Annotated in this window: 22 protein-coding genes, 1 tRNA gene and 2 pseudogenes; 6 read left to right on the forward strand and 19 right to left on the reverse strand. The window is 73.5% G+C overall.

Going from position 1 to position 24042, the window contains the following annotated elements; all coding sequences use genetic code 11:
- Nucleotides 1-183 precede the first annotated feature (183 nt).
- From ACFWWQ_RS11790 to ACFWWQ_RS11830, 9 genes are all read right to left on the reverse strand, one after another.
- The gene (locus ACFWWQ_RS11790; protein WP_384594024.1) at nt 184-1485 is read right to left on the reverse strand and encodes a carboxylesterase family protein; all 1302 of its coding nucleotides are present in this window, start codon (nt 1483-1485) and stop codon (nt 184-186) included.
- Between the two features lie 251 nt (nt 1486-1736).
- Complete coding sequence (locus ACFWWQ_RS11795) at nt 1737-2732, reverse strand: amidohydrolase family protein (protein WP_384594406.1); 996 nt, start codon at nt 2730-2732, stop codon at nt 1737-1739.
- 71 nt (nt 2733-2803) lie between these two features.
- A complete protein-coding gene (locus ACFWWQ_RS11800; RefSeq protein ID WP_384594027.1) occupies nt 2804-3337 on the reverse strand; it encodes a 3-hydroxyanthranilate 3,4-dioxygenase in 534 nt (177 codons plus the stop codon).
- A 30-nt stretch (nt 3338-3367) separates the two neighbouring features.
- Nucleotides 3368-3793, reverse strand: a complete 426-nt coding sequence (locus tag ACFWWQ_RS11805) for a RidA family protein (protein WP_384594030.1) — start codon at nt 3791-3793, stop codon at nt 3368-3370.
- On the reverse strand, nt 3786-4607 hold the full coding sequence (locus ACFWWQ_RS11810) for a 2-keto-4-pentenoate hydratase (protein ID WP_384594033.1): 822 nt from the start codon (nt 4605-4607) through the stop codon (nt 3786-3788). Before ACFWWQ_RS11810 ends, ACFWWQ_RS11805 begins: the two co-directional genes overlap by 8 nt.
- Entirely contained in the window at nt 4604-5656 is a 1053-nt protein-coding gene (gene dmpG, locus ACFWWQ_RS11815; protein ID WP_384594035.1) for a 4-hydroxy-2-oxovalerate aldolase, read from the reverse strand. Before dmpG ends, ACFWWQ_RS11810 begins: the two co-directional genes overlap by 4 nt.
- Entirely contained in the window at nt 5653-6612 is a 960-nt protein-coding gene (locus ACFWWQ_RS11820; RefSeq protein WP_384594038.1) for an acetaldehyde dehydrogenase (acetylating), read from the reverse strand. Before ACFWWQ_RS11820 ends, dmpG begins: the two co-directional genes overlap by 4 nt.
- Entirely contained in the window at nt 6609-7505 is an 897-nt protein-coding gene (locus tag ACFWWQ_RS11825; protein WP_384594409.1) for a 2-keto-4-pentenoate hydratase, read from the reverse strand. Before ACFWWQ_RS11825 ends, ACFWWQ_RS11820 begins: the two co-directional genes overlap by 4 nt.
- Nucleotides 7506-7543: 38 nt before the next feature.
- The gene (locus tag ACFWWQ_RS11830) at nt 7544-9022 is read right to left on the reverse strand and encodes a 2-hydroxymuconic semialdehyde dehydrogenase (RefSeq protein WP_384594041.1); all 1479 of its coding nucleotides are present in this window, start codon (nt 9020-9022) and stop codon (nt 7544-7546) included.
- A gap of 84 nt (nt 9023-9106) precedes the next feature.
- Here ACFWWQ_RS11830 and ACFWWQ_RS11835 point away from each other — a divergent pair, with 84 nt between their 5' ends.
- Both ACFWWQ_RS11835 and ACFWWQ_RS11840 read left to right on the forward strand, forming a co-directional pair.
- Nucleotides 9107-10039 carry a LysR substrate-binding domain-containing protein gene (locus tag ACFWWQ_RS11835; RefSeq protein WP_384594044.1) on the forward strand — a complete coding sequence of 311 codons (933 nt, stop codon included), beginning with the start codon at nt 9107-9109 and terminating at the stop codon, nt 10037-10039.
- 92 nt (nt 10040-10131) lie between these two features.
- Nucleotides 10132-10572 carry a VOC family protein gene (locus tag ACFWWQ_RS11840; protein ID WP_384594047.1) on the forward strand — a complete coding sequence of 147 codons (441 nt, stop codon included), beginning with the start codon at nt 10132-10134 and terminating at the stop codon, nt 10570-10572.
- A 291-nt stretch (nt 10573-10863) separates the two neighbouring features.
- On the opposite strand, the gene ACFWWQ_RS11845 is transcribed toward ACFWWQ_RS11840, so the two are convergent.
- The 3 genes and pseudogenes from ACFWWQ_RS11845 to ACFWWQ_RS11855 all read right to left on the reverse strand — a co-directional run bounded on the left by ACFWWQ_RS11845 (nt 10864) and on the right by ACFWWQ_RS11855 (nt 12990).
- A complete protein-coding gene (locus ACFWWQ_RS11845) occupies nt 10864-11532 on the reverse strand; it encodes a YdcF family protein (protein WP_384594050.1) in 669 nt (222 codons plus the stop codon).
- A 16-nt stretch (nt 11533-11548) separates the two neighbouring features.
- Nucleotides 11549-11845: pseudogene (locus ACFWWQ_RS11850) on the reverse strand (hypothetical protein); the annotation flags it as partial.
- Nucleotides 11846-11970: 125 nt separating this feature from the next.
- Nucleotides 11971-12990 (reverse strand): D-alanyl-D-alanine carboxypeptidase family protein, encoded by a 1020-nt coding sequence (locus tag ACFWWQ_RS11855; protein WP_384594053.1) that lies wholly within the window; start codon nt 12988-12990, stop codon nt 11971-11973.
- A 647-nt stretch (nt 12991-13637) separates the two neighbouring features.
- On the opposite strand from ACFWWQ_RS11855, the pseudogene ACFWWQ_RS11860 reads away from it, so the two are divergent.
- Nucleotides 13638-13784 (forward strand): annotated as a pseudogene (locus tag ACFWWQ_RS11860) (LD-carboxypeptidase); the annotation flags it as partial.
- A gap of 159 nt (nt 13785-13943) precedes the next feature.
- Here ACFWWQ_RS11860 and ACFWWQ_RS11865 read toward each other — a convergent pair.
- Nucleotides 13944-14696, reverse strand: coding sequence for an rRNA methyltransferase (locus ACFWWQ_RS11865; RefSeq protein WP_384594056.1), 753 nt, complete (start codon nt 14694-14696; stop codon nt 13944-13946).
- Between the two features lie 197 nt (nt 14697-14893).
- On the opposite strand from ACFWWQ_RS11865, the gene ACFWWQ_RS11870 reads away from it, so the two are divergent.
- From ACFWWQ_RS11870 to ACFWWQ_RS11880, 3 genes are all read left to right on the forward strand, one after another.
- Nucleotides 14894-16027 (forward strand): RNA methyltransferase, encoded by a 1134-nt coding sequence (locus tag ACFWWQ_RS11870; protein WP_384594059.1) that lies wholly within the window; start codon nt 14894-14896, stop codon nt 16025-16027.
- A 225-nt stretch (nt 16028-16252) separates the two neighbouring features.
- Entirely contained in the window at nt 16253-16414 is a 162-nt protein-coding gene (locus tag ACFWWQ_RS11875; RefSeq protein ID WP_384594062.1) for a hypothetical protein, read from the forward strand.
- Between the two features lie 37 nt (nt 16415-16451).
- Nucleotides 16452-17828 (forward strand): cation:proton antiporter, encoded by a 1377-nt coding sequence (locus ACFWWQ_RS11880; RefSeq protein WP_384594064.1) that lies wholly within the window; start codon nt 16452-16454, stop codon nt 17826-17828.
- A gap of 284 nt (nt 17829-18112) precedes the next feature.
- Here ACFWWQ_RS11880 and ACFWWQ_RS11885 read toward each other — a convergent pair whose 3' ends face one another.
- The 6 genes from ACFWWQ_RS11885 to ACFWWQ_RS11910 all read right to left on the reverse strand — a co-directional run bounded on the left by ACFWWQ_RS11885 (nt 18113) and on the right by ACFWWQ_RS11910 (nt 23684).
- Nucleotides 18113-18346 (reverse strand): hypothetical protein, encoded by a 234-nt coding sequence (locus ACFWWQ_RS11885; RefSeq protein ID WP_384594067.1) that lies wholly within the window; start codon nt 18344-18346, stop codon nt 18113-18115.
- 32 nt (nt 18347-18378) lie between these two features.
- Nucleotides 18379-18741 carry an ArsR/SmtB family transcription factor gene (locus ACFWWQ_RS11890; RefSeq protein WP_384594070.1) on the reverse strand — a complete coding sequence of 121 codons (363 nt, stop codon included), beginning with the start codon at nt 18739-18741 and terminating at the stop codon, nt 18379-18381.
- A 213-nt stretch (nt 18742-18954) separates the two neighbouring features.
- On the reverse strand, nt 18955-19479 hold the full coding sequence (locus ACFWWQ_RS11895) for a histone deacetylase (RefSeq protein WP_384594073.1): 525 nt from the start codon (nt 19477-19479) through the stop codon (nt 18955-18957).
- A 662-nt stretch (nt 19480-20141) separates the two neighbouring features.
- A tRNA-Thr gene (locus ACFWWQ_RS11900) sits at nt 20142-20215 on the reverse strand.
- A 78-nt stretch (nt 20216-20293) separates the two neighbouring features.
- Nucleotides 20294-21892 carry an alpha/beta hydrolase gene (locus ACFWWQ_RS11905; protein ID WP_384594077.1) on the reverse strand — a complete coding sequence of 533 codons (1599 nt, stop codon included), beginning with the start codon at nt 21890-21892 and terminating at the stop codon, nt 20294-20296.
- Nucleotides 21893-22391: 499 nt separating this feature from the next.
- Complete coding sequence (locus tag ACFWWQ_RS11910; protein ID WP_384594080.1) at nt 22392-23684, reverse strand: DNA polymerase III subunit delta'; 1293 nt, start codon at nt 23682-23684, stop codon at nt 22392-22394.
- Between the last annotated feature and the right edge of the window lie 358 nt (nt 23685-24042).

The raw sequence follows: 24042 nt of genomic DNA on the forward strand, positions 1-24042 counted from the left end.
GCGCCGGCGGGGGGGCGGGGGGCCCGGGTCCGGGGGCGGGGGGGGCCCCGGCGGCCCGGTTGGGGGGGGCCCCCCCCGGGGGGGGGGCCGGGGGGGGCCCGCGAGGCGTACGGCGTGACCGTACGGGCCGCCAGGTGAGGCGGGCGGTGGAGGGCTTACGGGGTCGGGCCGTCCGGCGGCGGATTACGCCAAGGGCTCGCCGCTCGGCGCCGCCGACGGCCCCGCCCCCGGCCCCGGCCCCGGCCCCGGCCCCCAGCTCACCGGATGCCCCTCCGTCACCCCCGGATCCACCTCCCCCGTACGCACGAAGGCGGCCCAGGCGGTCCGCAGCGCGCGCCCGAAGGCGTCGACGTCGGCCCAAGGGACGTCGCCGAGCATCGGCGCGTCCCGCCACGCCGCCTCGTCCCCGAGCAGCAGCGGCAGCTCCAGGCAGTGGACGGCCCCGAACGGCGAGCCCTCCGGCGTCCAGTCAAGGCGGTAGCTGGTCACCCGGGCGCCCGCGGACGTGGCCCAGGCACCGAATTCCGCGATCGGGCGGGCGAAGGCGGGTTCCTCGGCGGCGCGGGCGTCGGGGCGGGAGAGGCCGAAGGCGGTCAGCTCCTCGCGGGTCCAGCCGACGAGGAGGTCGATGCCGTCGAGGCCGGCGGCGGGCGGGGTGGCGGGGACCGGGTCGGCGCCGACGACGGGGGCGAACGGCGGCGAGATGCGGCTGCCGGTGCGTTCCGTGACGCGTGCGGCGGCGGCCGCGCGGGCCGTGAGCAGGGCGTCGTGTCCGGCGGTGAACGGGTCGCCGTCCAGCGCCTCCAGGAAGGCGGCGCCCTCCGCGTCGGCCTCGGCGGGTTCGGTCTGGACGGGGCCGAGCACCGGGCTCTGGAGGATGGCACGGCGCAGCAGGCCCGGGGTGTCGGGGTGGCGCAGCAGCAGGGCCAGGGAGATCGCCCCGGCGGACTGTCCGGCGACGGTGACCTGCGCCGGGTCGCCGCCGTGCCGGGCGATGTTCTCGGCCACCCAGCGCAGCGCGGCCAGCTGGTCGAGGAGGCCGAGGTTGCCGGGGACGACGTCCGGGTGGCGGAGGAAGCCGAGGGGGCCGATGCGGTAGTTGACGGAGACGACGACGAGGTCGCCCTCGGCGCTGAGCCGAGCGCCGTCGTACCAGTCGAGGAGGCCGGAGCCGCTGGTGAAGCCGCCGCCGTGGAGGAAGACGAGGACGGGCCGGGGGGCTGCGGGCGCGGCCGGGGCGGTGATGCTCAGGTGCAGGCAGTCCTCGTCCTGCGGCAGGTTCCGGGAGGAGCCCATCACGGCTTCGAGCCGGGACGGCGGCTGCGGGCACATCGCGCCGGGCACCGGCACGTCGGTGCCCGCGGGGGTGCGGACCGGCGGCCGGAAGCGGGCGGCGGTGGCGTAGCGGAGGGGTCCGGTGCGGCGGACCGGCACGCTTCCCCGGTCGGTGGGGACGTCGACGACGCGTCCCGGTTCGCTGTTCACTGGCGTGTCTCCTTCGGTACGAGGGCGGCACGGGCGGCCACGACCGCGGTACGGGGGGCGGTCCCCGGTGGCCGCCGCCTCGGTACAACGTACGGATCCCGGTGGCCGCCGCCGCGGTACCACGTACGGATCCCGGCGGCCGGTCCGTCCGGGGGAGGTGGGACGGGCACCGGCCGCTGGGGGCATTTCGGGGCAACGGGCGGGTGGCAGAGGCCGGTTGCGCGAGGCGAGCCTCCGGTCCGCCTCCTCGTTCAGACCGGCGGCAGCCCCAGAAAACGCCGGGCGTTGCCGCCGAGAATCGCCGCGCGTTCGGCTTCGTCCAGGAAGTCCGAGCGGTGGACGACCTCGCCGACGGGCCGTTCGCCGAGCGGATAGGGGTAGTCGCTGCCGACCATCACCTGGCTCGCCCCGAGGGTGTCGACGAGGGTGCGCAGCGCGGTGGGCTCGAAGACGACGGAGTCGACGGAGAAGCGGTCGGTGTAGTGCGACGGCGGGTGCGCGGAGGTCGCGATGACGTCGGCGCGGCGGTGCCAGGCGTTCTCCAGGCGGCCCAGCCAGAACGCGAACGAGCCGCCGCCGTGTGCGAAGCAGATCCGCAGAGTGTCGGGGACCCGGTCGAAGACGCCGCCGAGGACGAGGGCGAGCACCGACAGATGGGTTTCGGCGGGCATGCCGGTCAGCCACTGGGCCATCCAGCGGTCCAGGCGCGGGGAGGCCGGCATGTCCCAGGGGTGGACGAAGACGGGGGCGCCGCGGTCCGCGCAGTGCTGGAGGAAGGTGACGATGCCCTCGTCGTCGAGGTCGCGGTCGCCGACGTGGTTGCCGATCTCCACGCCGTGGTGGCCGTTGGCGAGGCAGCGGTCGAGTTCGCGGCAGGCGGCGTCCGGATCCTGCAAAGGAACCTGCGCGAAAGGCAGCAGCTGTCCAGGGGCGGGGGCGCAGATCTCCAGGGCCAGGTCGTTGAAGATCTTCGCGACCTTGATCGCCTGGTCGGCGGGGCGGTCGTAGTGGAAGAAGACCGGCGTCGGGGAGATGACCTGGGCGTCGATGCCGTCGGCGGCCATGTCGGCGAGGCGGATGTCGGCGTCCCAGCAGTCGGCGCCGATGCGGCGGAACTCCCGGGAGCCGACCATGATCATGGCGTCGCGTTCGGAGGTGACGCGCAGCCAGGGCCAGTCGGGCCCGGGCCCGGCGGCGGTCGCCAGATCGGGCCAGCCGAGGGGCACGTAGTGGGTGTGGATGTCGATGCGGGCAGCCTCGGCAGGGGGCGCGAGGAGGCCGGGGCCGAGGGTGTCGAGGGTGCCGGGGGTGGGTCTGTTCACGGTGCGGTTCCGCTCTTGCCGGGGTGCAGGGTGCCGCAGGCGCGGCAGGTTCGGGCCCGGATGTCGCCATGGAAGGCGGCGAAGACCGGGGGGAGGTCGCGGACGATGTCGCGGACCTGGAGTTCGACGTCGTGGACGAGCGCGTGGCAGCCGGGGCAGTACCACTGGAAGCGCTCCAGGGTGCCCTCGTCCCGGACGCGTTCGACGACGAGGCCGACGGAGCCCGCCTCGGGGCGTTGCGGGGAGTGCGGGACGCCGCCGGGCAGCAGGAACATCTCGCCCTCGCGGACATCGATGCGCCGGGGCCGCCCGTCGACCATGACGTTGACATGCATGGCGCCCTTGACCTGGTAGAACCACTCCTCGTACGGCTCCAGGTGGTAATCGGTGCGGGCGTTGGGCCCGCCGACGACCTGGACGATGAAGTCGCGGTTGACGTCCCAGATCTGACGGTTGTTCACGGGTGGCTTGAGGTCGTCGGCGTGGTCGCGTACCCACTGGGCGAAGTTGATGACCGGAGGCAGGTCCATCGTGCTCCTTGGGTGAGCGGTACGGGGGCGTTACGGCCGTGCGGGGGCGGGGCGGTGGGCGATGCCCTGGATCTCGATGAGCAGGTGCGGGTGGGGCAGTTGGTGCACGGCGACGGTGGTGCGGGTGGGCCCGCGTTCGTCGAAGTGCTCGGCCCAGACGGCGTTGTAGCCGGCGAAGTCGTTCATGTTCACCAGATACGCGGTGACCTGCACGAGGTCGTCGAGGGTGGCCCCGGCGGCGGCCAGCACCTCGCGGACGTTGGCCAGGACGGCGCGGGTCTGCTCCCGGATGTCGAGGGTGGTGGCGCCCATCTCGTCGGCGGCGGCACCGGCGATGGTGTTGTCCGGCCTCCGGCTGCTGGTACCGGAGAAGAACACCAGGTCACCGGCGGTCTTCACATGCGGGAAGCGGCCGCGCGGGGTGGCCTTGCCGGGGACGACGATGCCGTCACTCATGGGGCGTTCCTTCCGTGGGAGCGTCCTCGACGGTGAAGGCGGCGCGGCCGAGCCCGGTGACGGTGGCCTCGACGTGGCTGCCCGGGGTGAGGGCGACGGCGGGCGTGGCGGCGCCCGCCAGCAGGACGTCCCCGGCCCGCAGCGGGTGGCCCAGTGCGCGGGCGCGGCGCAGTGCGGCGTGGACGGCGCGCAGCGGGTGGCCGAGGATCGCGGCGGTGGAGCCGGTCTCGGCGGGGCGGCCGTCGATCTCCAGCCGGACGCCGCGGTTGGCGAGGTCCCCGGCGTCGGCGAGCGCGGTCCAGGGGCCGAGGACGTATCCGGCGGCGGAGGTGTTGTCGGCGACGACGTCCTCAAGGGTGAAGCGGAAGTCGCGGTACCGGCTGTCGATGATCTCCAGGGCGGGGGCGACCGCGTCGACGGCCGCCTCGGGGTCGATCGTGTCCTCGGGCCGGACGTCGACCGCGAGCCGGAAGGCGACCTCCGGTTCGACGCGCGGGTGGACGTAGCGGCCGAGGGCGACGCGGGCGCCGTCGGGCAGGCGCATGGCGTCGGTGAGGCGGCCGAAGATGACGTCGAAGACGCCCATCTGGGCGGCCTTGGTGCGGCTGGTGAAGCCGAGTTTGATGCCGTTGAGGCACTCGCCGTGGGTGGTGCGGCGCTCGATCAGCAGCCGCTGGATCTCGTACGCCGCATCGAGGGTGAGCGGCGCGGCGGCGGTGAGCTGGGCGATGGGGGCGGCGCCGGTGGCCGCGGCGTCCAGCCTCGCGGCGGCCTCCGCGAGGTCCCCGCAGGGCTTGCTGGCAACGGAGTTCATGCGTGTGCTTCCTTCCGCGCGGCGGCCAGGTCCAGCGCCACGTCGACGATCATGTCTTCCTGTCCGCCGACCATCCCGCGGCGCCCGACCTCCAACAGCAGCTCCCGTACGTCGAGGCCGTGGCGGGCGGCGGCGCGTTCGGCGTGCAGCAGGAAGCTGGAGTAGACGCCCGCGTAGCCGAGGGTGAGGGTCTCCCGGTCGACGCGGACCGGGCGCTTCTGGAGGGGGCGGATCAGGTCCTCGGCGGCGTCCTGGAGGGCGAAGAGGTCGCAGCCGTGGCGCCAGCCCTGGAGGGTGGCGACGGCGACGAACGCCTCGATCGGGCAGTTCCCGGCGCCCGCGCCCTGCCCGGCGAGGGAGGCGTCGACGCGGCGGACGCCGTTCTCCACGGCGACGACGCTGTTGGCGACGGAGAGGGAGAGGTTCTCGTGGGCGTGGATACCGATCTCGGTGGCCGGGTCGAGGACGTCGCGGTAGGCGCGGACGCGGGCGGCGACGCCGTCCATGGTGAGGCGGCCGCCGGAGTCGGTGACGTAGACGCAGTGGGCGCCGTAGCTCTCCATCAGGGCGGCCTGTCGCGCCAGCCCCGCCGGGTCGTTGAGGTGGCTCATCATCAGGAACCCGGAGACGTCCATGCCGTGTTCGCGGGCCCAGGCGATGTGCTGGGCGGCGACGTCCGCCTCGGTGCAGTGGGTGGCGATCCGGACGCTGCGGACCCCGGCGGCGTGCGCCCGGCGCAGGTCGGCGAGGGTGCCGATGCCGGGCAGCAGCAAGGTGGTGAGGCGGGCGCGGGTGATAACGGAGGCGGCGGCCTCGATCCACTCCAGGTCGGTGTGGGCGCCGTGCCCGTAGGTGACGCCGGAGCCGGCGAGGCCGTCGCCGTGCGCCACCTCGATGGCGTCGACACCGGCCGCGTCGAGGGCGGCGGTGACGGCGGTGACCTGCGCGGTGGTGTAGCGGTGGCCGACGGCGTGCATACCGTCCCGCAGGGTGACGTCCTGGATGTAAAGGGCGGGCGGGGTGGCGGCCGGGGTGGGATGCGGGTTCATCGGGCGGTGGCTCCTTCCCGGCGCCGGGCGACCAGGGATTCGGCGGTGCGCAGGGCGGCGGAGGTCATGATGTCGAGGTTCCCGGCGTACGCGGGCAGATGGTGTCCGGCGCCGGTGACCTCCAGGAACACCGACACCTGGGTGCCGCGGAACGGCCCGCCGGTGCCCGGTACGAACGGCTCGTCGACCGGCGTGAACTGCACCTCCTGCTTGAGGCGGTAGCCGGGGACGTACGCGCGGACCGCGGCGGTCATCGCGGCGACGGACCGCCGGACCTCCGCCTCGGCCTCCGCGTCGAGCGGGTCGGTGAGGCAGTGGACGGTGTCCCGCATGACGAGCGGCGGTTCGGCCGGGTTGAGCACGATGATCGCCTTGCCACGGGCGGCCCCGCCGACCTGTTCGAGGGCGGCGGCGGTGGTCTCGGTGAACTCGTCGATGTTGGCGCGGGTGCCGGGCCCGGCCGAGCGGGAGGCGATCGACGCGACGATCTCCGCGTACCGGACGGGCACCACCCGGGAGACGGCGGCGACGACCGGGACGGTGGCCTGTCCGCCGCAGGTGACCATGTTGACGTCGGGCGCGTCGAGGTGGTCGCCGAGGTTGACGGGCGGCACGACGTACGGGCCGAGGGCGGCCGGGGTGAGGTCGACCATCGCCTTGCCGGTGGCGCGGACCGCCTCGGCGTGCCGGGCGTGGGCGGCGGCGGAAGTGGCGTCGAAGACCACCTCGACGTCGGCGAATTCGGGCATGCGCAGCAGCCCGTCGATGCCCTCGGCGGTGGTGGCGACGCCCATCCGGCGGGCGCGGGCGAGCCCGTCGGACGCCGGGTCGACCCCGGCGACCGCCGCGACGTGCAGGGCGTCGGAGAGCCGGTCGATCTTGATCAGCAGATCGGTGCCGATGTTGCCGGAGCCGATGATCGCGACGGGAACGGTTCCGGTGGTCGTTGCGGTCATGCCGTGCTCCTTTCGGGGGTGCGGGGGGCGGCGGGGGCGCCCGGGCGGTCGGCGGGTGAGGTGGCGGCGGGCCCGTCGGCGGCCTCGGCCGCGCTCCGTACGAAGTCGGCGTGGACCTCCCCCAGCCCGTCCAGGCGGGCGCGGAAGACACCCGGCCCGGTGACCGGCACCATCGGGCCGAGCGCCCCCGAGAGGACGAGGTCCCCGGCGCGCAGCGGGTCGCCGCGGCGGGCGGTTTCGCGGGCGAGCCAGACGACGGCGGCCAGCGGGGTGCCCAGGCAGGCAGCGCCGGAGCCGGTGGAGACGGTCTCGCCGCGGTGGTCGAGGGCCATGCCGAGGCCCGGCAGGTCGACGGCGGCGAGCGGGCGCGGCGTGGTGCCGAGGACGACGGCGCCGCTGGAGGCGTTGTCGGCGACGGTGTCGGTGATACGGATGTCCCAGCCCGCCACCCGCGAGTCGACGATCTCCAGCGCGGGCAGCAGGAAATCGGTCGCCGCGATCACCTCCGCCGCCGTCACCGACGGCCCGTCCAGGTCCTTGCCGAGGACGAACGCGACCTCCGCCTCGATCCGCGGCTGAAGGAAACGCCCCAGGTCCAGCGGCTCCCGGTCGGTGTGCACCATCGAGTCGAGGAGCACCCCGTAGTCGGGCGTGTAAACCCCGAACTGCCGCTGCACGGCCGGGGAGGTCAGCCCGATCTTGTGGCCGACCCGCCGCGCACCGTCCGCGAGGTGCCCGTCGAGCACCGCCCGCTGCACCGCGTACGCCGCGTCCTGGTCCCACCCGCCGATCAGCTCCCGTACGGGCGCACAGGGCACACCGGTGGCGGCGGCGCGGCGCAGCCGCTCGGCGGCGTCCGCGATCTCGGCATCGGAGGCGCGCTCGGCTGTCAACTCACCGCAGTAAGCGCCCTGTTCGGTCTCTCGATCGTTCACAACTGCACGCACACATTCGTCGGCTCGGTGTAGAAGTGGAGGGAGTGCGTCCCGCCCTCGCGGCCGATGCCGGAGAGGCCGGTGCCGCCGAAGGGCGACCGCAGATCCCGCAGATACCAGGTGTTGACCCAGGCCATCCCGGTCCGCATCCGCTGCGCGACGCGGTGGCCGCGCTCCAGGTCCCGGGTCCAGACGCAGGACGCCAGCCCGTACGGCGTGTCGTTCGCCAGCCGCACGGCCTCCTCCTCGGTGTCGAACGGGATGAGCCCCGCGACCGGCCCGAAGATCTCCTCCCGCATGGTGCGGGCGGTGTGCTCCAGGCCCGTCCACAGCGTCGGCTCGATCCACGCGCCGCCGTCCAGGTCCGCGCCCATCTCGGGCACGCCGCCCCCGGTCAGCACCTGCGCGCCCTCGCTGCGGGCGAGTTCGAGGTAGCCGAGGACCTTCTTGCGGTGCGCCTGGGAGATCAGCGGTCCGGTGGTGGTCGCCGGGTCCTCGGGGCGGCCCGGCCGCAGGGCGCGGGCGCGTTCCGCGAGCCCCGCCGCGATCTCGTCGAAGAGCGGCCGCTGGACGTAGACCCGCTCGGTGCACAGGCAGACCTGCCCGGTGTTGGTGAACACCGACCGGGCCAGCCCGTCCACCGTCCGGGCCACATCCGCGTCGTCGAAGACCAGCGCGGCGTTCTTGCCGCCCAGTTCGAACGAGACGGGCCGCACCCGCGGCGCCGCCGCCCGCATGATCGCCGTACCGGTGGCGGACTCGCCGGTGAACGTCACGCCGTCCACGTCCGGGTGCCCGGCGAGGAAGGCGCCCGCGGAGTCCGGGCCGAAGCCGTGCACGACATTGCAGACGCCGTCCGGCAGCCCGGCTTCCGTCAGGATCTCCGCCAGCAGCGTCGCGGAGGCGGGCGTCAGCTCCGACGGCTTGACGACCACGGCGTTACCGCAGGCCAGGGCCGGTGCGAGCTTCCAGGTGAGGAGGAGCAGCGGCAGGTTCCACGGCACGATGACGGCGACGACGCCGAGCGGCCGGCGCACCGCGTAGTTCAGGGCCGTGCGCCCGCCGGGCAGTTCGGTGAGGAAGGAGTCGAGGCCCGCGGCGGAGATGGTGTCGGCGAAGGCCCGGAAGTTCGCGGCGGCGCGGGCCACGTCCAGATCCCGGGCCATCGCCACGGGTTTGCCGGTGTCGCCGACCTCGGCGGCGACCAGTTCGTCGGCGCGCCGGTCGATGACGTCGGCGATCCGGCGCATCAGCTCGGCGCGCTCGGGGACGGTGGTGTCGCCCCAGGGACCGGACAGGGCGCGGCGGGCGGACCGGACGGCGACGTCGACGAGGACCTCGTCCGCCTCGTGTACCTGGCCCACGAGGGTGCCGTCCACCGGGCTGAACCTGTCGAAGGAGCGCACGCCGTCCACGAAGGCGCCGTCCACGAAATTGCGGATCTCCCGCACGGGGAGCGAAGTGCTGCGGCTCATGACGCCGAGGCTAGGCAGCCAGGGCATGCCTGAATAATGCTCTTTGCGTTCCCCGCGATGCTCCTACGGGCATACCGTGACCCCATGGAGAGCGAGAGGCTGCTCGACGGCCGCCTGAAACTGCGCCACCTCACCCTCGTCACCGCCATCGCCGACCAGGGCAGCGTCATCCGCGCCGCCCAGGAACTGCACATCACCCAGCCCGTCGTCACCCGTGCCCTGCACGAGCTGGAGACGATCCTCGGTGTCCCGCTGTTCGAACGGCATCACCGAGGGGTGACGCCGACGCTGTACGGGGAATCGTTCGTCGGCCACGCCCGCGCGGTCCTGGCCCAGCTGCGGCAGGCCGGGGCGGAGCTGGGACACCTCGCGGCCGGTCACCTCGGCTCGGTCACCGTCGGCGTCCACCTCGCGGGGTCCAACCTGCTGCTGCCGCGCGCCATGGCGGCGCTGAAGCGGGCGCATCCGGCGGTCACCGTCGTCGTCCGCGAGGCCACACCGGACACGCTGCGCGCCGGTGTCCTCTCCGGGGAGATCGACCTGATCGTCGGCCGCCTCTCGGGGCAGCCGCCGCGCCGCCTCACCCAGGAGCAGCTGTACCGCGAACCGGTCCGCCTCGCCGCCCGCACCGACCACCCCGTGCACCGCCTGCGCCACCCGTCCCTCGCCGAGCTGCGCCGCTACCCGTGGGTGCTCCCCGTCGACCGCACCTCGCTCCGCGCCGAACTGGAGGAGCTGTTCACCCACGCCGACCTGGAACTCCCCGCCGACCGCGTCGAGTGCACCTCCATGCCCACCCTGCGCCACTTCCTCCTCGCCACCGACGCCCTCGCCGCCCTCCCCCTCCTCATCGCCACCCAGGACCCGGATCTACGCCTCATCGACACCCCCCTGAAATCCATCAGCCAGGCCGTCGGCCTCACCAGACCCGCCGACCGCCCGCTCTCCCCTGCGGCGGACACCCTGCGCACGCATCTGCGGCAGGAGGCGCGGGGGCTGGCGCGGTTGGTGGAGTAGACCGGACCACGGGGGCGGGTGGCCCGGCCCTCTGCTCACCCGTACGCCGCCAGGACCGGACGGCTGTCACCGGTCCGCTCTAAGCTCCACTCATGGCGATTCAGCGGATGGACAACGTCGGCATCGTCGTCGACGACCTGGTGGACGCCACGGCGTTCTTCACCGAACTCGGCCTGGAGCTGGAGGGCACGGCCCCGATCGAGGGCCCCTGGGTGGACCGGATCCTCGGCCTCCCCGACGTCCGCACCGAGATCGCGATGCTCCGCACCCCCGACGGCCACACCCGCCTCGAACTGACGGCGTTCCGCAACCCGCCCCCGCTCACCCCCGACCCGGCGAACCCCCCGCCCCACACCCTGGGCCTCCGCCGCCTCATGTTCGCCGTCGACGACATCAAGGACACGGTGGCCCGCCTGCACACGCACGGCGCCGAACTCATCGGCGAGATCACACAGTTCGAGGACGCGTATCTGCTGTGCTATCTGCGGGGGCCGGGCGGGGTGATCGTGGCACTGGCCGAGGCGCTGGGCTGAGGGGCACCGGGGCGCTCCGTTGCCGACGGAACGGGCACGCCAGTGCCCCCTGCCGGCGGCCCCTGCCGGTGGCCCCTGCCGGTGGCCCGGCCACCAGCCCGTACGCCCCTGGCACCTCACCGCGACTTCACCTGCCTGGACTCCCTGGACTCCCTGGACTGCCTGGCCTCCCTGGCCTCCCTGGACTCCCGCCGAGCCGCCCCCGCACGTACTCCCGCACGAACTCCGGCAACTCCTCAACTCCCAGCAACGACGGCAACAGCTCCGCCTCCGCCACGATTTCCGGGCAGGTCACGAGGCGACGAGACGGCTGGTGAAGCCGTCGCGGATGAGGGATTCGTACGCGCTGCTCACGTCCTCCGGGACCCCCTGCTCGATGGAGAATCCGCGCTTGGGGTACTCGATCACCCGCTGGAGGTCACCGATGAGCATGTCCAGGACGAGCTTCTCGTCGCCGATGGATTGCAGATAGTCGCTGAACTCCAGCGGCTCCGACGCGCAACGGATCTCGGCGTCGGGCCACAGCTTGCGGGCAGTCGCGAACGACCGCCGCTCCATATAGGGCTTACAGACCAGCAGCACCGACTCGGGGCGGATTCCTGAGGCGGCAAGGACCTCGCGGGCGAAGGTGATGTTCTCCCCCGTGTTCGTCGCGTTCGGCTCCAGCAGGATCGCTTCTGCGGGGACACCGAGTTCGATGGCGTGCTCACGAAAGTGAATGGCCTCACCGCGCGGGAAGACCTTCGCAGTGGTGGGGCTGTTGCCGCCGGTGAACACCAGGGTCGGGAAGAGCCCGGATCGGTACAGCACGGCGGAGTGGGTCGCGACGCCGAGATCGTGACTGCCCAGCCCGATCGCCACATCGACGGGCCGCGCCTCGTGGTGCATCAGGTGGTAATCCCAGATCAGCTCGGCCCGGCGCCGCTGGTCCTCGGTAATGGCCTGCTGGTCGTTACGCACGCGGTCTTCTCCCTGGTCACCGTCGCCGGAGGCCGGTCGGCCCCTCGCTCATGGACTTGATGTCCTCGATACTGCGCAGTTGGTGCACGAGCCCGTACTGCGCGGCCGTCCTGGCAGCCTGATCGAGAACGAGGAATCCATCATCACGGGTAGCCGCATCCGAGAGCAGGATGTGGCCATGAGCGGTGTCCAGTCGCACGCGTTGCATCGGTGAGTCGGTCGCGCCGCTACAGCGAGCGATGTCGATGAAGCGCAGGGCCTGGGTGAGGTCGCCGGCACCGCGGCGAGCGAGGGCAAGTTTCTGGTGAGCCACAAGGTGGTGGGGGCGGGCCACACCCCGCCCCCACCACCAAGCCCCCACCCATCCGCCGTGGGGGCGGGGACGGGGCAGGGGCCTGGACGCGCGCCGCTCAGTGGGGCGCTACCGCTCGGTCAGGGTCAGTGCGCGAACCCCCAGTCGAGGATCTTCGTCGCGTCGTCGAAGCGGCCCTGGTCGTCCTTGAGGATCGCGCCGACGAGGGTGCGGTTGTCGCGCTCGGCGGCGAAGACGAGGCAGTAGCCGGACTCGGGGCCGCTGCCGGTCTTGATGCCGAGGGCGCCGTCGTAGGTGCTCAGCAGCTCGTTGGTGTTGTTCCAGGTGTAGTACCGGGTGTGGCCGTTGGCCGCGGGGGCCTCGGTCTTGAACTGCTTGTTCTTGACGACGTCGGCGAAGGCCGGCTGCAGCATGGCGCGCTGGCCGAGCTTGGCCAGGTCGCGGGCGGTGCTGTGGTTGTTGCCGTGCGAGATGCCGTCGTAGGTGTCGTAGTGCGTGCCGGTCATGCCGAGCGCCTGCGCCTCGTCGTTCATCTGGCGCACGAAGTCGGCGATCCGCTCGTCCTCGGTGGCGCCCTGACCGTAGTTGTCGGCGAGGGCGCGCGCGGCGTCCGAGCCGGAGGGCAGCAGCATGGCGTGCAGCAGCTGGCGGACGGTCAGCGTGTCGCCGGTCTGGAGGTCCGCGGTGCTGGCGCCGACCTTCTGGACGTAGTCCCGGTACTCCTGCTTGACCTGGATGCCGTGCTCCAGCCACTCGGGGTGCTTGAGCACCACGAGCGCCGTCATGATCTTGGTGGTACTGGCCATCGGCACGCTCTCGTCGGCCTTGGCACCGGCCCACATCTGGCGCTCCTGGCTGCCGTCGCGGGCGTCGAGGAGGAAGGCGTGGTCGACCTTGACCTGGGGAGCGGCCTGGTCCTTCGGGTCCTGGGCATCGGCGGCGGCGCCCTGCTGGCCGGCGGCCTGCTGGTCGGCGGCCTGCTGACGGTGCGCGTCCTGGTTGTCGTCGGCGGAGTGCGTGGCACCGGGGGTGGCGGCCTGGGCAAGGCCGCTGGCGGTGATCGGCAGGGCGGCGCCGACCATCGCGACCATCGCGATCCGGACCCCGGTGCGGTGTATCCGGTTGGGGCGGGCGTGGGATCCCATGGGTATCCGTTTCTCCCGGCGCGGGGACGCCGGTAAGTAGGTAGGTAACTTGGTTTATACCGAACCTACTTGTGTGCGGACACCAACCGTCAAGCCCGGCATGTCATAGCCCGGTAACGAGCTGCGGTGGGGTGGAGAAGTTGTGCAGGGGGCGGGTGGGGCATGTGGGGTTGCTCGCACGGAGTGAACGGATATCTCCTCTGCGGCGTCAGGGTGTCGCAGATCCTCTTGCGTCGCGTTCACTCATCAACTCGCCTTTGACCTGCCCGTTTTGACGCGACAGGTGCCCGCCTCACCGGGCCACGGGACCGTTTCCGCCCGTTTGGTCCAAGCGACTTCGCTTCCGGCTGCTCACACTCCGTGATACGTCAACGGGTCGATACGGGCGCGTGGTTGAGGTGATCGACTCCGGGAATGGCAGCGGGCCCGGGGGCGTAGCCTGCCCCGGGCCCCGTGGTGCCGCCGTGTGCGGTCGTCGGCGCGGTGAAGAGCGCGGGTCATGCTGAGGTCGTCGTGTTCTGCCTTTGAACTACCGTACATCGGGGGGAATTCCGTGTACGGCGCCGCGCCCCGCATGCCACGCTCCGCCCCATGCCGACACACCCCTGGACTCCCTCGCCCCCGCTCTGCTGGACGCGCTCGGCCCGCTGGACGCGCTCGGCCCGCTGGGCGTGCCGCTCCTCGCCGACGTCGAGTGCGGCCATGTCCCGCCGTTCCTCCCCCTCGTCAACGGGGCGCGCGCCCACGTCGTCCACACCGCGGAACGCAGCGCGCTGACACAGACGCTGGGCTGACACAGACGCTGGGCTGACCCAGACGCTGGAGTGAGGGGAGGGCCGGTCAGGCGGCCGGAAACAGGAAGGCTTCCAGAAAGATCAGGGCCCCGGAACGCTCAGGAACCCAGCCGGAAAGATCCAGGCCCCCGGAAAACCATCAGGCACCCACCGGAAAGATCAGCCACCCGCCCCAGCAGCGCGCACCTCCGCGACCCGGAACAGCGCGATCGACCGCGTCCCGATACGGAACTTCCGGGCCGCCACCCCGGGCACCGGCGGGAACTTCCGCCCCCGGATGCCGATCGCGATGACGCCGCGCTCCGGCAGTACCCGCGCCAGGCTCGTCAGCATGCCGGGCAGCCCGGTGCCGCTCGCGCCCTGCCACTGGACGCGTTCGCCGTACGGGACGTCGGTGACGACGATGTCGGGGGCGAACCCGGCGGCGGCCCGTGCCAGCGCGGACGGGTCGAAGACGTCGGCGCGGGCCACGGTGTGCGGGAGGTCGCCGCCGTCCGCGGCGAGGCGGGCGGCGAGGCGTTCGGCGGCGGCCGCGGCCTCGGTGTAGCCGGGCTTGCCGAAGCGGGCGGCCTTCCCGTCCTGTTCGGCGGCGCGGGCGGCGAGGCCGCGGGCGGTCAGCAGGGCGAGGTTGGCGCGGGCGATCTCCAGGGAGGCGTCGTCGATGTCGGACGCCGCCACCGCCGCGATCCGGTCGCGGTGTACCAGGCCCAGCACCGTCGAGAGGTACCCCTTGCCGCAGCACGGGTCCCACAGGACGGCCGGTTCGTCACCGCCGCGCAGCGCGAGCGCGCGCTGGAACGTCTCCGAGGCCAGCCGCACCGGGAAGGCCGTGAAGCCGGGCGCGGAGCGCAGGACGAAGCCGCTGGCGAGGTCGGAGTGGTCGACGCGCTCCGTCGCGTAGCGGTAAGCCACCGGTCGTCTCCTCCACTCGCGTCCGGGCCGCCGTGCTCCCGCACCGCGCCCGTCCTGTCCTCTCGCCTCCGCCACGATATCCGCCCTCGTCACACCGCCCGCGGGCGTACGGCGGCGGCCCGGGGGCGGCCCGGCGCTGCCGTAGACTCCCGGGGAGTTTCGGGGCAGGACAGGACACAGAGGGCGAGGATTCGCGCGTGGGCGTGCGGCTGCTGGCACGGACCCTGCGGGGCATGGAAGAGGTCTGCGCGCAGGAGATCACCGCCCGCGGTCTGGGCACCGTGGAGCGCCTGCGCCACCGCGAGGTGTGGTTCACCTCCGACGAGCCGGACGCCCGGCTGCTGGACCTGCGCACCGCCGACGACGTCTTCCTGGTGGCCGCGGTGATCCGCGGCGTCGGCCACACCAAGGCCGACCTCGCCCGCTTCACCCAGCCGTCCCGCACCGCACCGTGGCGCCGCCTGCTGCGGCTGCGCGGCCGGTGCGGCGGGCCCGCCACCGCGAACCGTATCGACGTCGTCGCCTCGTACGTCGGCAAGCGGAACTACAACCGCTACGACATCGAGGACACCGTCGGGGAGCAGGCCGCGGCCGCTCTCGGGCTGCCGCACCACTCGCGGCGGGACGGCGCGGTGCCCGACGACGGGCAGCCGTTCCCGATCCGCGTGACCGTCGAGGGCACCGAGGCGGCGCTCGCGGTACGGCTCACCGAGCGCCCCCTGCACCGCCGCGCGTACAAACAGGAGTCGGTGCCCGGCACGCTGCACCCGCCGCTCGCCGCCGCCATGGCGCTGCTCGCCGGTCTCTCCCCCGGCGACCGGGTCCTCGACCCGTCCTGCGGCACCGGCACCCTCCTCATCGAGTCCCGGCTGACCGTCGGCGGCCTGCGTACCCTCGGCACCGACCACAACCCGGCGGCCCTCGCCGCCGCCGTGGCCAACGCCACCGCCGCCCAGCCGCCCGGCGACACCGCCATGGCCCAGCCGCCCGGCGACACCGCCATGGCCTGGGCGGTCGGCGACACCGCCATGGCCTGGGCGGTCGCCGACGCCGGACGCCTGCCGGTCGCCGACGGCCGGGCGGACCGTGTCCTGAGCAACCCCCCGTGGGGCCTCCAGGTCGCCCCCGGCGGCACCCTCGCCACCCGGCCCGCCGCGTACTACGAGGAGCTCCGCCGCGTCCTCAAGCCCGGCACGGGCCGCGCCGTTCTGCTGCTCCACGATCCGGAGACCCACCTTTCCCTCGCCCGCGCGGCCGGGCTGCGGGTGCAGGACAGCCGGCCGGTGAGCCTGTTCGGGAGCCATCCGGCGGTGGTGACGCTCAGCGGGTGAGGAGGCTGCGGGCGGGCGGCCCGGCTGCCGGTCTCCGGCCGTTGTCAGTGCCCACTCCGCGCCATCCCCTTCGACGTGACCCGAACCCGCCACGCCCACCTGCGGCGGGGGGCGGACCGCTGACGCGTGTGCCGCGTACCTGAAGTACCTGAAGGTTCTTCGACGGCCGCTACGGACTGCCGCCGCGCTCCTCCATGCGCACCCCGCTGGGCATGGACGAGCACGGTGGCACGGCGGCACAGCGGCATCGATCTCAAGCCGTCGCCCGCCCTGGGCCTGTCCGACGGGACGGCCACCGGGCGAGAATGCGAGCTGATCCGGGAGAAGACGGAACGGCTGACGGCGACCCTGCCGCCCACCTGCACGTACTTCGCCGGACTGCGCTGACCCGTCTCGGGCCCCGATCGGGAAGGACCCCTGAGCGATGGACGTCCTGTACCTGTTACTGCGGTTCACCCATGCTGTGGCGGCGCTCGCCGTCGTTCTCCTGCTCGCAGCCGCCGGCCGGGCCGCCGCCCGCCGGCTGCGGCAGCCGGAAGTCGTCGGGGAGGTCACGGTGGGCCTGCTGGCCGGGCCCGCCGTGGTCGCGTCCTTCGGCGCCCCCGCCCTCGACGCGGTGCTGCCACGCCCCGTGTTCGGCCTGCTCTCCCTCTTCGCCCAGGCCGGTCTGGTGCTGTTCCTGGTCGGTCTCGCGCACAAGCTGCGGATCGGCCCGGACCGGCCACCGCGCCGGGCCATGGGCTGGGTGATCGCCGGTTCGCTGCTGCCCGCGCTGTGCACCGGGGCGCTGCTGACCGCGTGGGTGACGCTCGTCGCGCCCGCCGCCGTCCGCGGCGACGCCCCGCTGCCCGCGCTGGGCCTGATGATCGCGGTGTCCCTGTCCATCACCGCGGTGCCGGTGCTGTCGCGGATCCTCGCCGACCGCGGCATGACGGAGTCGGCCGCCGGACGGCTCGCGCTGGCCTCGGCCATCGCCATCGACGCCGTCGGCTGGCTGCTCCTCACCGTCGCGATCGGCCTCGGCGCCGGGGACGCCTCCGGCACCCTGCACGGTCTGCGGGCCCTGCTGTTCGGCGCCGGATGCGCGCTGGCGGTGCGGTACGGGCTGCGCACCCGCCCGGCGCGCTCCCTGTGCACCCGGCTGCCGCGGGCCGCGGCCGTCGCGCTCGGCGCCGTGGCCCTGGCCGTGGCGCTCGCCATGGAACACCTGGGCATGACGGCGATCCTCGGCGCGGCCCTGGTCGGGCTGGCCGTGCCGGGCGACGAACGGGCGCCCTGGGCGGGCCCGGTGCATACGGTCTCCCGGGCCGGACGGGCGCTGGCCCCGGCCTTCTTCGTGGTCACCGGCATCACCGTGCTGACCCGGGGGTTCTCCGCCGCGTCCTGGTCGCTGATCGTGGTGACGGTGGCGCTCGGCTGCGCCGGGAAGCTGCTCGGCGGCTATGCCGGTGCCCGCCTGGGCGGGCTGCGCCGCGCCGAGGCCGGGCGGATCGGCGCCCTGATGAACACCCGCGGCCTGACCGAACTCATCGTGCTCCAGGCCGGGTTGAGCGCCGGCATCCTGGCGCCACCGCTGGTGCTCGCACTGGTCGTGATGGCGCTGGTGACGACGGCGATGACCGGCCCGCTGCTGAACCTGCTCGACCGCCGGGACGCACACCGGCCCCCGGCCACGCGCCTGCCCCGGCAGGCCACCGCCCCCGGACAGCCCCCCGAGCCGGGAGCGCTTCCCGTACGGGACGCCGGTGGGCTGCCTCCCCTACGGGACGCTGGCGGGCTGCCCACGGAGGCAGAAAGCTGAGACGGAAAACGGGGACAGAAAGCGGAGACAGAAAGCGGTACGCGATGACCGAGCCCGCGCCAGCGCACCGCCCCCGCCCCTCTACGGACCGCGGCAGTTCCGCGCCTGATCCGCCGCCTGACGCTGCGTCACCACGAGGCCCGGTCCCCGTCCAGGCGGCCGGGCCTTCGCGCCGCCCGGGCCCGTACGCCAGGCCGGAAGGCGCCCGCCGGGAACGGGGCGACGGGGTGAGGGGGCGACGGGGTGAGGGGGCGATCGACGGCGTCCGGCGACCCCCTCCCGCCTCAGTCGACGCTGCGCAGCAGACTCTCCACGCCCTTGACCCGCGCATCCAGCTCCGCCAACTGGCCGCGCAGCGCCTCCTGTTGGGCGACTGCCTCCTCGGCGAGTTTGCGGTACGAGGCCATCGCCACGGCGTCCGCGCGGTGCCGCTGGAGCCGGAAGTACGCGATCACGCTCCCGGTGATCCCGCCGACGACGATCAGTACGACGGCGATGGCGATGACGGCCCCGGTCATGTGCGTTTCCCCTCCACGCCTTCAGGCCCCCGTCAGTCGGCCGGGGCCTCCCCACCCGCCCGCTCCGACGGGGCCGCGTCGTCCGCCGCCTCGTCGGCCCGTACGGCCGCGAGGATCGTATCGATATTCACGTGCAGGTCGAACGATGCCAGTTCGAAGTACTTCAGCGCCTTGCCGTCCTCGGACAGCTCCAGGTTCCCGGCCACCAGACCGGCCTTCTCCAGACGCTCCAGATGCATGTACAGCAGGGGCCGGGACACCCCCAGGCGGCGCGCCAGCTCACTGACGTACATCCGCCCCCCGGACAGCTCCGCGATGATACGGAGCCGCTGTGCGTGACCCACCGCGGCGAGCACAGCCAGAAGCTCCTCGCTGGTCACGGCCACCTCTGACATCCCGGTTGATAGTGGAAACGAGAATTTCCCACGTTCCGCACCCCTGTCAAACGTTGCGCACCGGGCTCCCGGGCCGCCGCGGGCCGCCCGGCCTCGCCACTCGCCGGGGCGCCGGGTGCCGGGTGCCGAGTCCGGCTCAGCGGACGCCGGCCCCGGACGGAGCACCGCGGACATGCTCCCTCCCGGCACCGGGAGGGGCCAGCGGCCGCGAGCCTACGGCGCACCCGGCCCGGCATCCCCCTCCCCCGGCCCGGCGATAAGCTCCCGTACGCCCTCCGGGCTCCAGTGCCCCGCCGCCCCCGGCCGCCCCGCGACATACGCCGCCACCGTCCCGGCGTCCCACGCACCGGCCGCCAGCAGCCCCGTACCCACACACCGCACATACGCGGCGGACGGCACCGTCCACGCCACGTCCCGCACGCCCCAGGGAGCCGTGAGGGTGAGCACGGGCGCCCCGTCCAGCCACCCGGCGCAGACCAGCGTCTCGTACCGCCCGTCCCCCAGCACGGACCTGCCGGAGGCGAGCACCTCGGTCAGATCCAGGTCGGCCCCGGGTGCCCGGTACATCTCCTGCGCCGCGATGTCCGCGAACTGCCCCGCCGTCACCAGATGCGCCCGCGCCAGGACCCGCCCCTCGGCCCCCGGGTCGTAGAAGGCACAGCCGCCGCCCCACACCGGCGACCGGGTCGCGAGGTACATCTCCCCGGCCAACTCCACCGCGACCGACTCCACAGGCATCCGTCGGTCCCGGCACCCCGGATACGCCCGCGCCGCCCCCGCGGGCCGCCCACCCCTCACATAACAGGCCAGCCGTTCCCACTGCGCGTTCGAACCGTAGGAGGCGTACCAGATTCGCCCTGGGTCACGCCCCGCGCCCGCCACCGCCTCCGGAACCCGCACCGCACTCATACAGCCAGTGTTACCGCGATTTCCGGGGCGTACGGGACCGTTCAATGGCGCGACGCCCCTTCAGACGCCCATTCAGAGGGGCCAGCCGTAGCCGAGGGGAGGTCGCGCACCCGCTCGCCCCACGGCCAGAAAGCATGTGGGCAGCCTCACCGTGGCCGGAAGCAACAGCAGCCGTCGTCCCTCGCGGTGCGGGCCGGCGCACCGGGCGAGCTTCCGTCGATTCGCGTGTCGAGCAAGTCGCCCGGCTGTCTCTTGATCATCTCCTCGCGTAGATCGTCGAGGCTGCTGAGAGGGACGGCCGCCCGGTCAAGGAGGTCGCACAGACGGCTCTCGCCCACCTTGCCGACCAGGCTCCCGAGACACCCGCCGGGCAGGATGGCCACACAATGGCCACACACGAGGGAGCGAAGATCATCGCGTTCCGCCCACGAAAACTCTCCACATAAGAAAAAACCCCAGGTCACGGCGAGTGAGTCCTGGGGTTTTTCCGGAGCCGCCTAGGGGAGTCGAACCCCTGACCTACGCATTACGAGTGCGTCGCTCTGGCCGACTGAGCTAAGGCGGCGTGGTGCGCGGCCCAGTCTACACATGCCGGAGGGGTGGTTCGTACGCGGTTGACGGGCTGGTCAGAGGGTGGGCGGGGTCAGGTGCAGCGCTTGTTCTTCGGGGGGACGGTGCCGTCGAGGAGGTAGGTGTTGACGGCTTTGTCGATGCAGGCGCTGCCGCGGCCGTAGGCGGTGTGGCCGTCGCCCTCGTACGTCAGCAGGGTGGCGCTGGAGAGCTGGGCGGCGAGGCCCTTGGCCCAGGCGTACGGGGTGGCGGGGTCGCGGGTGGTGCCGACGACGACGATGGGGGCGGCGCCCTTGGCCTCGATGCGTTCGGGGGCGCCGGTGGGCTTGACCGGCCAGTACGCGCAGTTCAGGGAGGCCCAGGCGAACTCGTCGCCGAAGACCGGGGATGCCTTGCGGAAGCGCGGAAGATCGGCGCGGACCTGGGCGGGCGAGGTGTACGCGGGGGGCAGGTCGAGGCAGTTCACGGCGGGGTTGGCGTACATCTGGTTGGCGTAGTGGCCGTCCGGGTCGCGCTCGTAGTAGCTGTCGGAGAGGGTCAGCAGGCCGCGGCCGTCGCCCTTCTCGGCCTGGGCCAGGTATGCGCGCAGGACCGGCCACGCCTTCTCGTCGTACATCGCGGCGATCACGCCGGTCGTGGCGAGCGATTCGGCGAGGCTGCGGCCCTCGCCGGTTTCGAGCGGATGCTCATCGATCTTCTCGAACAGGGCGGAGAGCCGTTTGCCGGCGTCCGCGGCGCTCTTGGTGCCGAGCGGGCAGTCGCGGCGTTCGACGCAGTCCTCGGCGAAGGCGGTGAAGGCGGTGTTGAAGCCGGCGGTCTGCTCGATGTTGACCTGGCGGGGGCCGAGCGAGGGGTCCATCGCGCCGTCCAGGACCACCCGGCCGACGCGGGACGGGTACAGCCCGGCGTAGGTCGCGCCGAGGAAGGTGCCGTACGAGGCGCCGACGTAGTACAGCTTCCGGTCGCCGAGGACGGCGCGCAGGACGTCCATGTCGCGGGCCGCCTCGACGGTGGAGACGTGCGGCAGGAGCTTGCCGGAACGGGCATCGCAGCCCTTGGCGAAGTTCCGGTAGGCGGTGGTGAGCTTGTTGACCTCGGCGGCGTCGTCGGGGGTCTGGTCGATCTGGGTGAAGCGGTCCATCTCCTTGTCGGAGAGGCACTCCACCGGCGTGCTGCGGGCCACGCCGCGCGGATCCATCGCCACCATGTCGTAGCGCGCGCGGACGGAGGCGGGCTCCGGGGCGTACTGCTGGAGGTAGTCGATCGCGGAGCCGCCCGGGCCGCCGGGATTGACCATCAGGGAACCGATGCGTTTCCCGGGGCCGGTGGCCTTCTTCCGGGCGACGGCGAGCTTGAGGTCGTCGCCCGCGCCGGGCCGCGCGTAGTCCAGCGGCGCCTTCATCGTGGCGCACTCGAAACCGCTGACACCGCACGCGTGCCAGCTGAGTTTCTGGTCGTAGTACGGCCGGAGGCCGGCGGGGACGGCGGTGGGCAGCGGGGCGAGGACGGACTTCGGGGCGCCGCTGGACATCCCGGAGGCATCGGCGTCCTCGGCCCGTCCCGGACCGGCCGCGGAGGGCGTGGACGACGGTCCCGAGGAACAGCCGGAGATCAACAGCACGGTGGCAGCGAAGAAGGCGGCGAAGGTACGGAACAGACGGCTGGTGGCCATGGGCGGTCCCTTGTCCCTGTGGGCCCTGTGGGCGTACGGCGGTGGTGAGCCCCTTCGGGGCACAGAAGCTGATGGTGCGGGGCGCCGCGAGCGTCGGTCGGTGGCCGGTGGCCGGCGATGCGGGGTCGGTGGCCGGTGATGCGGTTCGGTGGCCGGTACGGGGTATGGGCGCGGTGCCCGAAATCTTATGAACGGAGGGTAGCGGGACAAGGGCTGTGTGTGCTGTACGTCGAGGAGAGTGGCCGTGGCGATCGGCCTGCCCGACCCCATGTCAGCCCACGTACCGAAGCGGCCCGGCCCGTTCGCTCGCCGCACCGGAACCGGCCCCGGCCGTTCGCTCACCGCACCGGACCGGCCCCGCCAGGACCGCACCGCCCCGGTCACCGGCCCACGCACCGCACCGGCCGCTACCGCACCAGCCCCCAACGGCAACCGCACCGCACCGGAACCGGCCCCCACCGTCCCGCGGCCCAACCCCGACGGCCCCGGCCCGGCGCCCTCACCCCGCCCGCAGCGCCACCGTCATCGCCTCGACTGCCAGAAGCGGCGCGACATTGCGGTCCAGCGCCTCCCGGCACGCGAGGATCGCCTCTATCCGGCGCAGGGTGCGGACCGGCGTCGAGGCGCGGGCGACGCGGTCGAGGCTGTCGCGGACCTCGTCGTTGGCGAGCGGGACGGGGGCGCCGAGCTGAAGGGTGAGGACGTCGCGGTAGAAGCCGGTGAGGTCGACCAGGGCGAGGTCGAGGCTGTCGCGCTGGGTGCGGGTGGCACGGCGCTTCTGGCGGTCCTGGAGTTCCTTCATCACGCCCGCGGTGCCCCGAGGCAACCGGCCGCCGGTGCCCGCAGCCGCGCCGAGGGCGGCCCGCAGCTCCTCGGTCTCCTTGGTGTCGACCTCCTCCGCGACCTGCTTGGCGTCCTCCCCGGCCGCGTCGATCAGCTCCTGTGCGGCCTTGAGGCAGCCGCCGATGTCGTCGATGCGCAGCGGGAGCTTGAGGACCGCGGCCCGGCGGGCGCGGGTCCGCTCGTCGGTGGCGAGGCGGCGGGCCCGGCCGATGTGTCCCTGGGTGGCGCGGGCGGCGGCCGCCGCGGCCTCCGGCGCGATGCCGTCGCGGCGCACCAGGACGTCGGCGACCGCGTCGACCGGCGGCGTACGGAGCGAGAGGTGACGGCACCGGGAGCGGATGGTCGGCAGAACGTCCTCGATGGAGGGCGCGCACAGCAGCCACACGGTGCGGGGCGCGGGCTCCTCGACGGCCTTGAGCAGGACGTTTCCGGCGCCTTCGGTGAGGCGGTCGGCGTCCTCCAGGACGATCACCTGCCAGCGGCCGCCCGCCGGGGAGAGCGACGCCCGGCGCACCAGGTCGCGGGTCTCCTTCACGCCGATGGAGAGCAGGTCTGTACGGACGATCTCGACGTCGGCGTGGGTGCCGACGAGGGTGGTGTGGCAGCCGTCGCAGAAACCGCAGCCGGGGGCGCCGCCCAGGGCACGGTCCGCATCATCGGGCCACCCGTAGGGCGCCGGTGAGGGGTGGGGGCCGGGCGACGGGTGGGCACACTGGAGAGCGGCGGCGAACGCGCGGGCGACGGTGGAGCGGCCCGATCCGGGCGGGCCGGTGAACAGCCAGGCGTGCGTCATCCGGGAGGCGCCCCCGGACTCCCCGGCCCCCGGCTCACCGGGCGTGGCGGCGTCGAGGGCCCGGTCGGCGGAGACGAGGGCGTTCGCGTCCCGTGCGGCCGCGGCGAGCTCCTGCGTCACCCGCTCCTGGCCGACCACGTCGTCCCATACCGCCATCGCTGACCGCCGTCCCTCTTCCCGCTCCGCACCCGGGGCCGCCGGTCGCGGCCTCCGTTTCTGCTGATCCAGGGGCTGTCGTCACGCTCCCGCCCGCCGGGCGGACGACGGGAGTGTGGCGACAGGCCCTGGCGCCGCCACGCCGGGGTGCGGGTGCCGCCGCACGCGCCGCCGTGTCTCGCGCTCGTCCCATTGTGGTGCACCCCACCGACAATCCGGTCCGGGCCGCCGCCCGGCCGGTACGCGAAACGCCCCCCGCCGCCGCCGGGGGGGGGGGGGGCCCGCGGGCGCGGGGGCGCGGGGGGCGGGTGTCCCCGGGGCCCCCCCGGGGGGGGGAGGGGGCGCCGGGCGGCGGGTT

The organism is Streptomyces sp. NPDC059080, from assembly GCF_042739975.1.
Classification (GTDB): domain Bacteria; phylum Actinomycetota; class Actinomycetes; order Streptomycetales; family Streptomycetaceae; genus Streptomyces; species Streptomyces benahoarensis.

What these genes read in the sequence shown, in the direction of transcription:
- ACFWWQ_RS11820 (WP_384594038.1), bottom strand. Translation starts at nt 6,612, where the DNA reads ATGACCGCAACGACCACCGGAACCGTTCCCGTCGCGATCATCGGCTCC.
- ACFWWQ_RS11855 (WP_384594053.1), bottom strand. Translation starts at nt 12,990, where the DNA reads ATGGGATCCCACGCCCGCCCCAACCGGATACACCGCACCGGGGTCCGG.
- ACFWWQ_RS11805 (WP_384594030.1), bottom strand. Translation starts at nt 3,793, where the DNA reads ATGAGTGACGGCATCGTCGTCCCCGGCAAGGCCACCCCGCGCGGCCGC.
- ACFWWQ_RS11880 (WP_384594064.1), top strand. Translation starts at nt 16,452, where the DNA reads ATGGACGTCCTGTACCTGTTACTGCGGTTCACCCATGCTGTGGCGGCG.
- ACFWWQ_RS11885 (WP_384594067.1), bottom strand. Translation starts at nt 18,346, where the DNA reads ATGACCGGGGCCGTCATCGCCATCGCCGTCGTACTGATCGTCGTCGGC.
- ACFWWQ_RS11835 (WP_384594044.1), top strand. Translation starts at nt 9,107, where the DNA reads ATGGAGAGCGAGAGGCTGCTCGACGGCCGCCTGAAACTGCGCCACCTC.
- ACFWWQ_RS11890 (WP_384594070.1), bottom strand. Translation starts at nt 18,741, where the DNA reads ATGTCAGAGGTGGCCGTGACCAGCGAGGAGCTTCTGGCTGTGCTCGCC.
- ACFWWQ_RS11830 (WP_384594041.1), bottom strand. Translation starts at nt 9,022, where the DNA reads ATGAGCCGCAGCACTTCGCTCCCCGTGCGGGAGATCCGCAATTTCGTG.
- ACFWWQ_RS11895 (WP_384594073.1), bottom strand. Translation starts at nt 19,479, where the DNA reads ATGCCTGTGGAGTCGGTCGCGGTGGAGTTGGCCGGGGAGATGTACCTC.
- ACFWWQ_RS11800 (WP_384594027.1), bottom strand. Translation starts at nt 3,337, where the DNA reads ATGGACCTGCCTCCGGTCATCAACTTCGCCCAGTGGGTACGCGACCAC.
- dmpG (WP_384594035.1), bottom strand. Translation starts at nt 5,656, where the DNA reads ATGAACCCGCATCCCACCCCGGCCGCCACCCCGCCCGCCCTTTACATC.
- ACFWWQ_RS11910 (WP_384594080.1), bottom strand. Translation starts at nt 23,684, where the DNA reads ATGGCGGTATGGGACGACGTGGTCGGCCAGGAGCGGGTGACGCAGGAG.
- ACFWWQ_RS11810 (WP_384594033.1), bottom strand. Translation starts at nt 4,607, where the DNA reads ATGAACTCCGTTGCCAGCAAGCCCTGCGGGGACCTCGCGGAGGCCGCC.
- ACFWWQ_RS11905 (WP_384594077.1), bottom strand. Translation starts at nt 21,892, where the DNA reads ATGGCCACCAGCCGTCTGTTCCGTACCTTCGCCGCCTTCTTCGCTGCC.
- ACFWWQ_RS11840 (WP_384594047.1), top strand. Translation starts at nt 10,132, where the DNA reads ATGGCGATTCAGCGGATGGACAACGTCGGCATCGTCGTCGACGACCTG.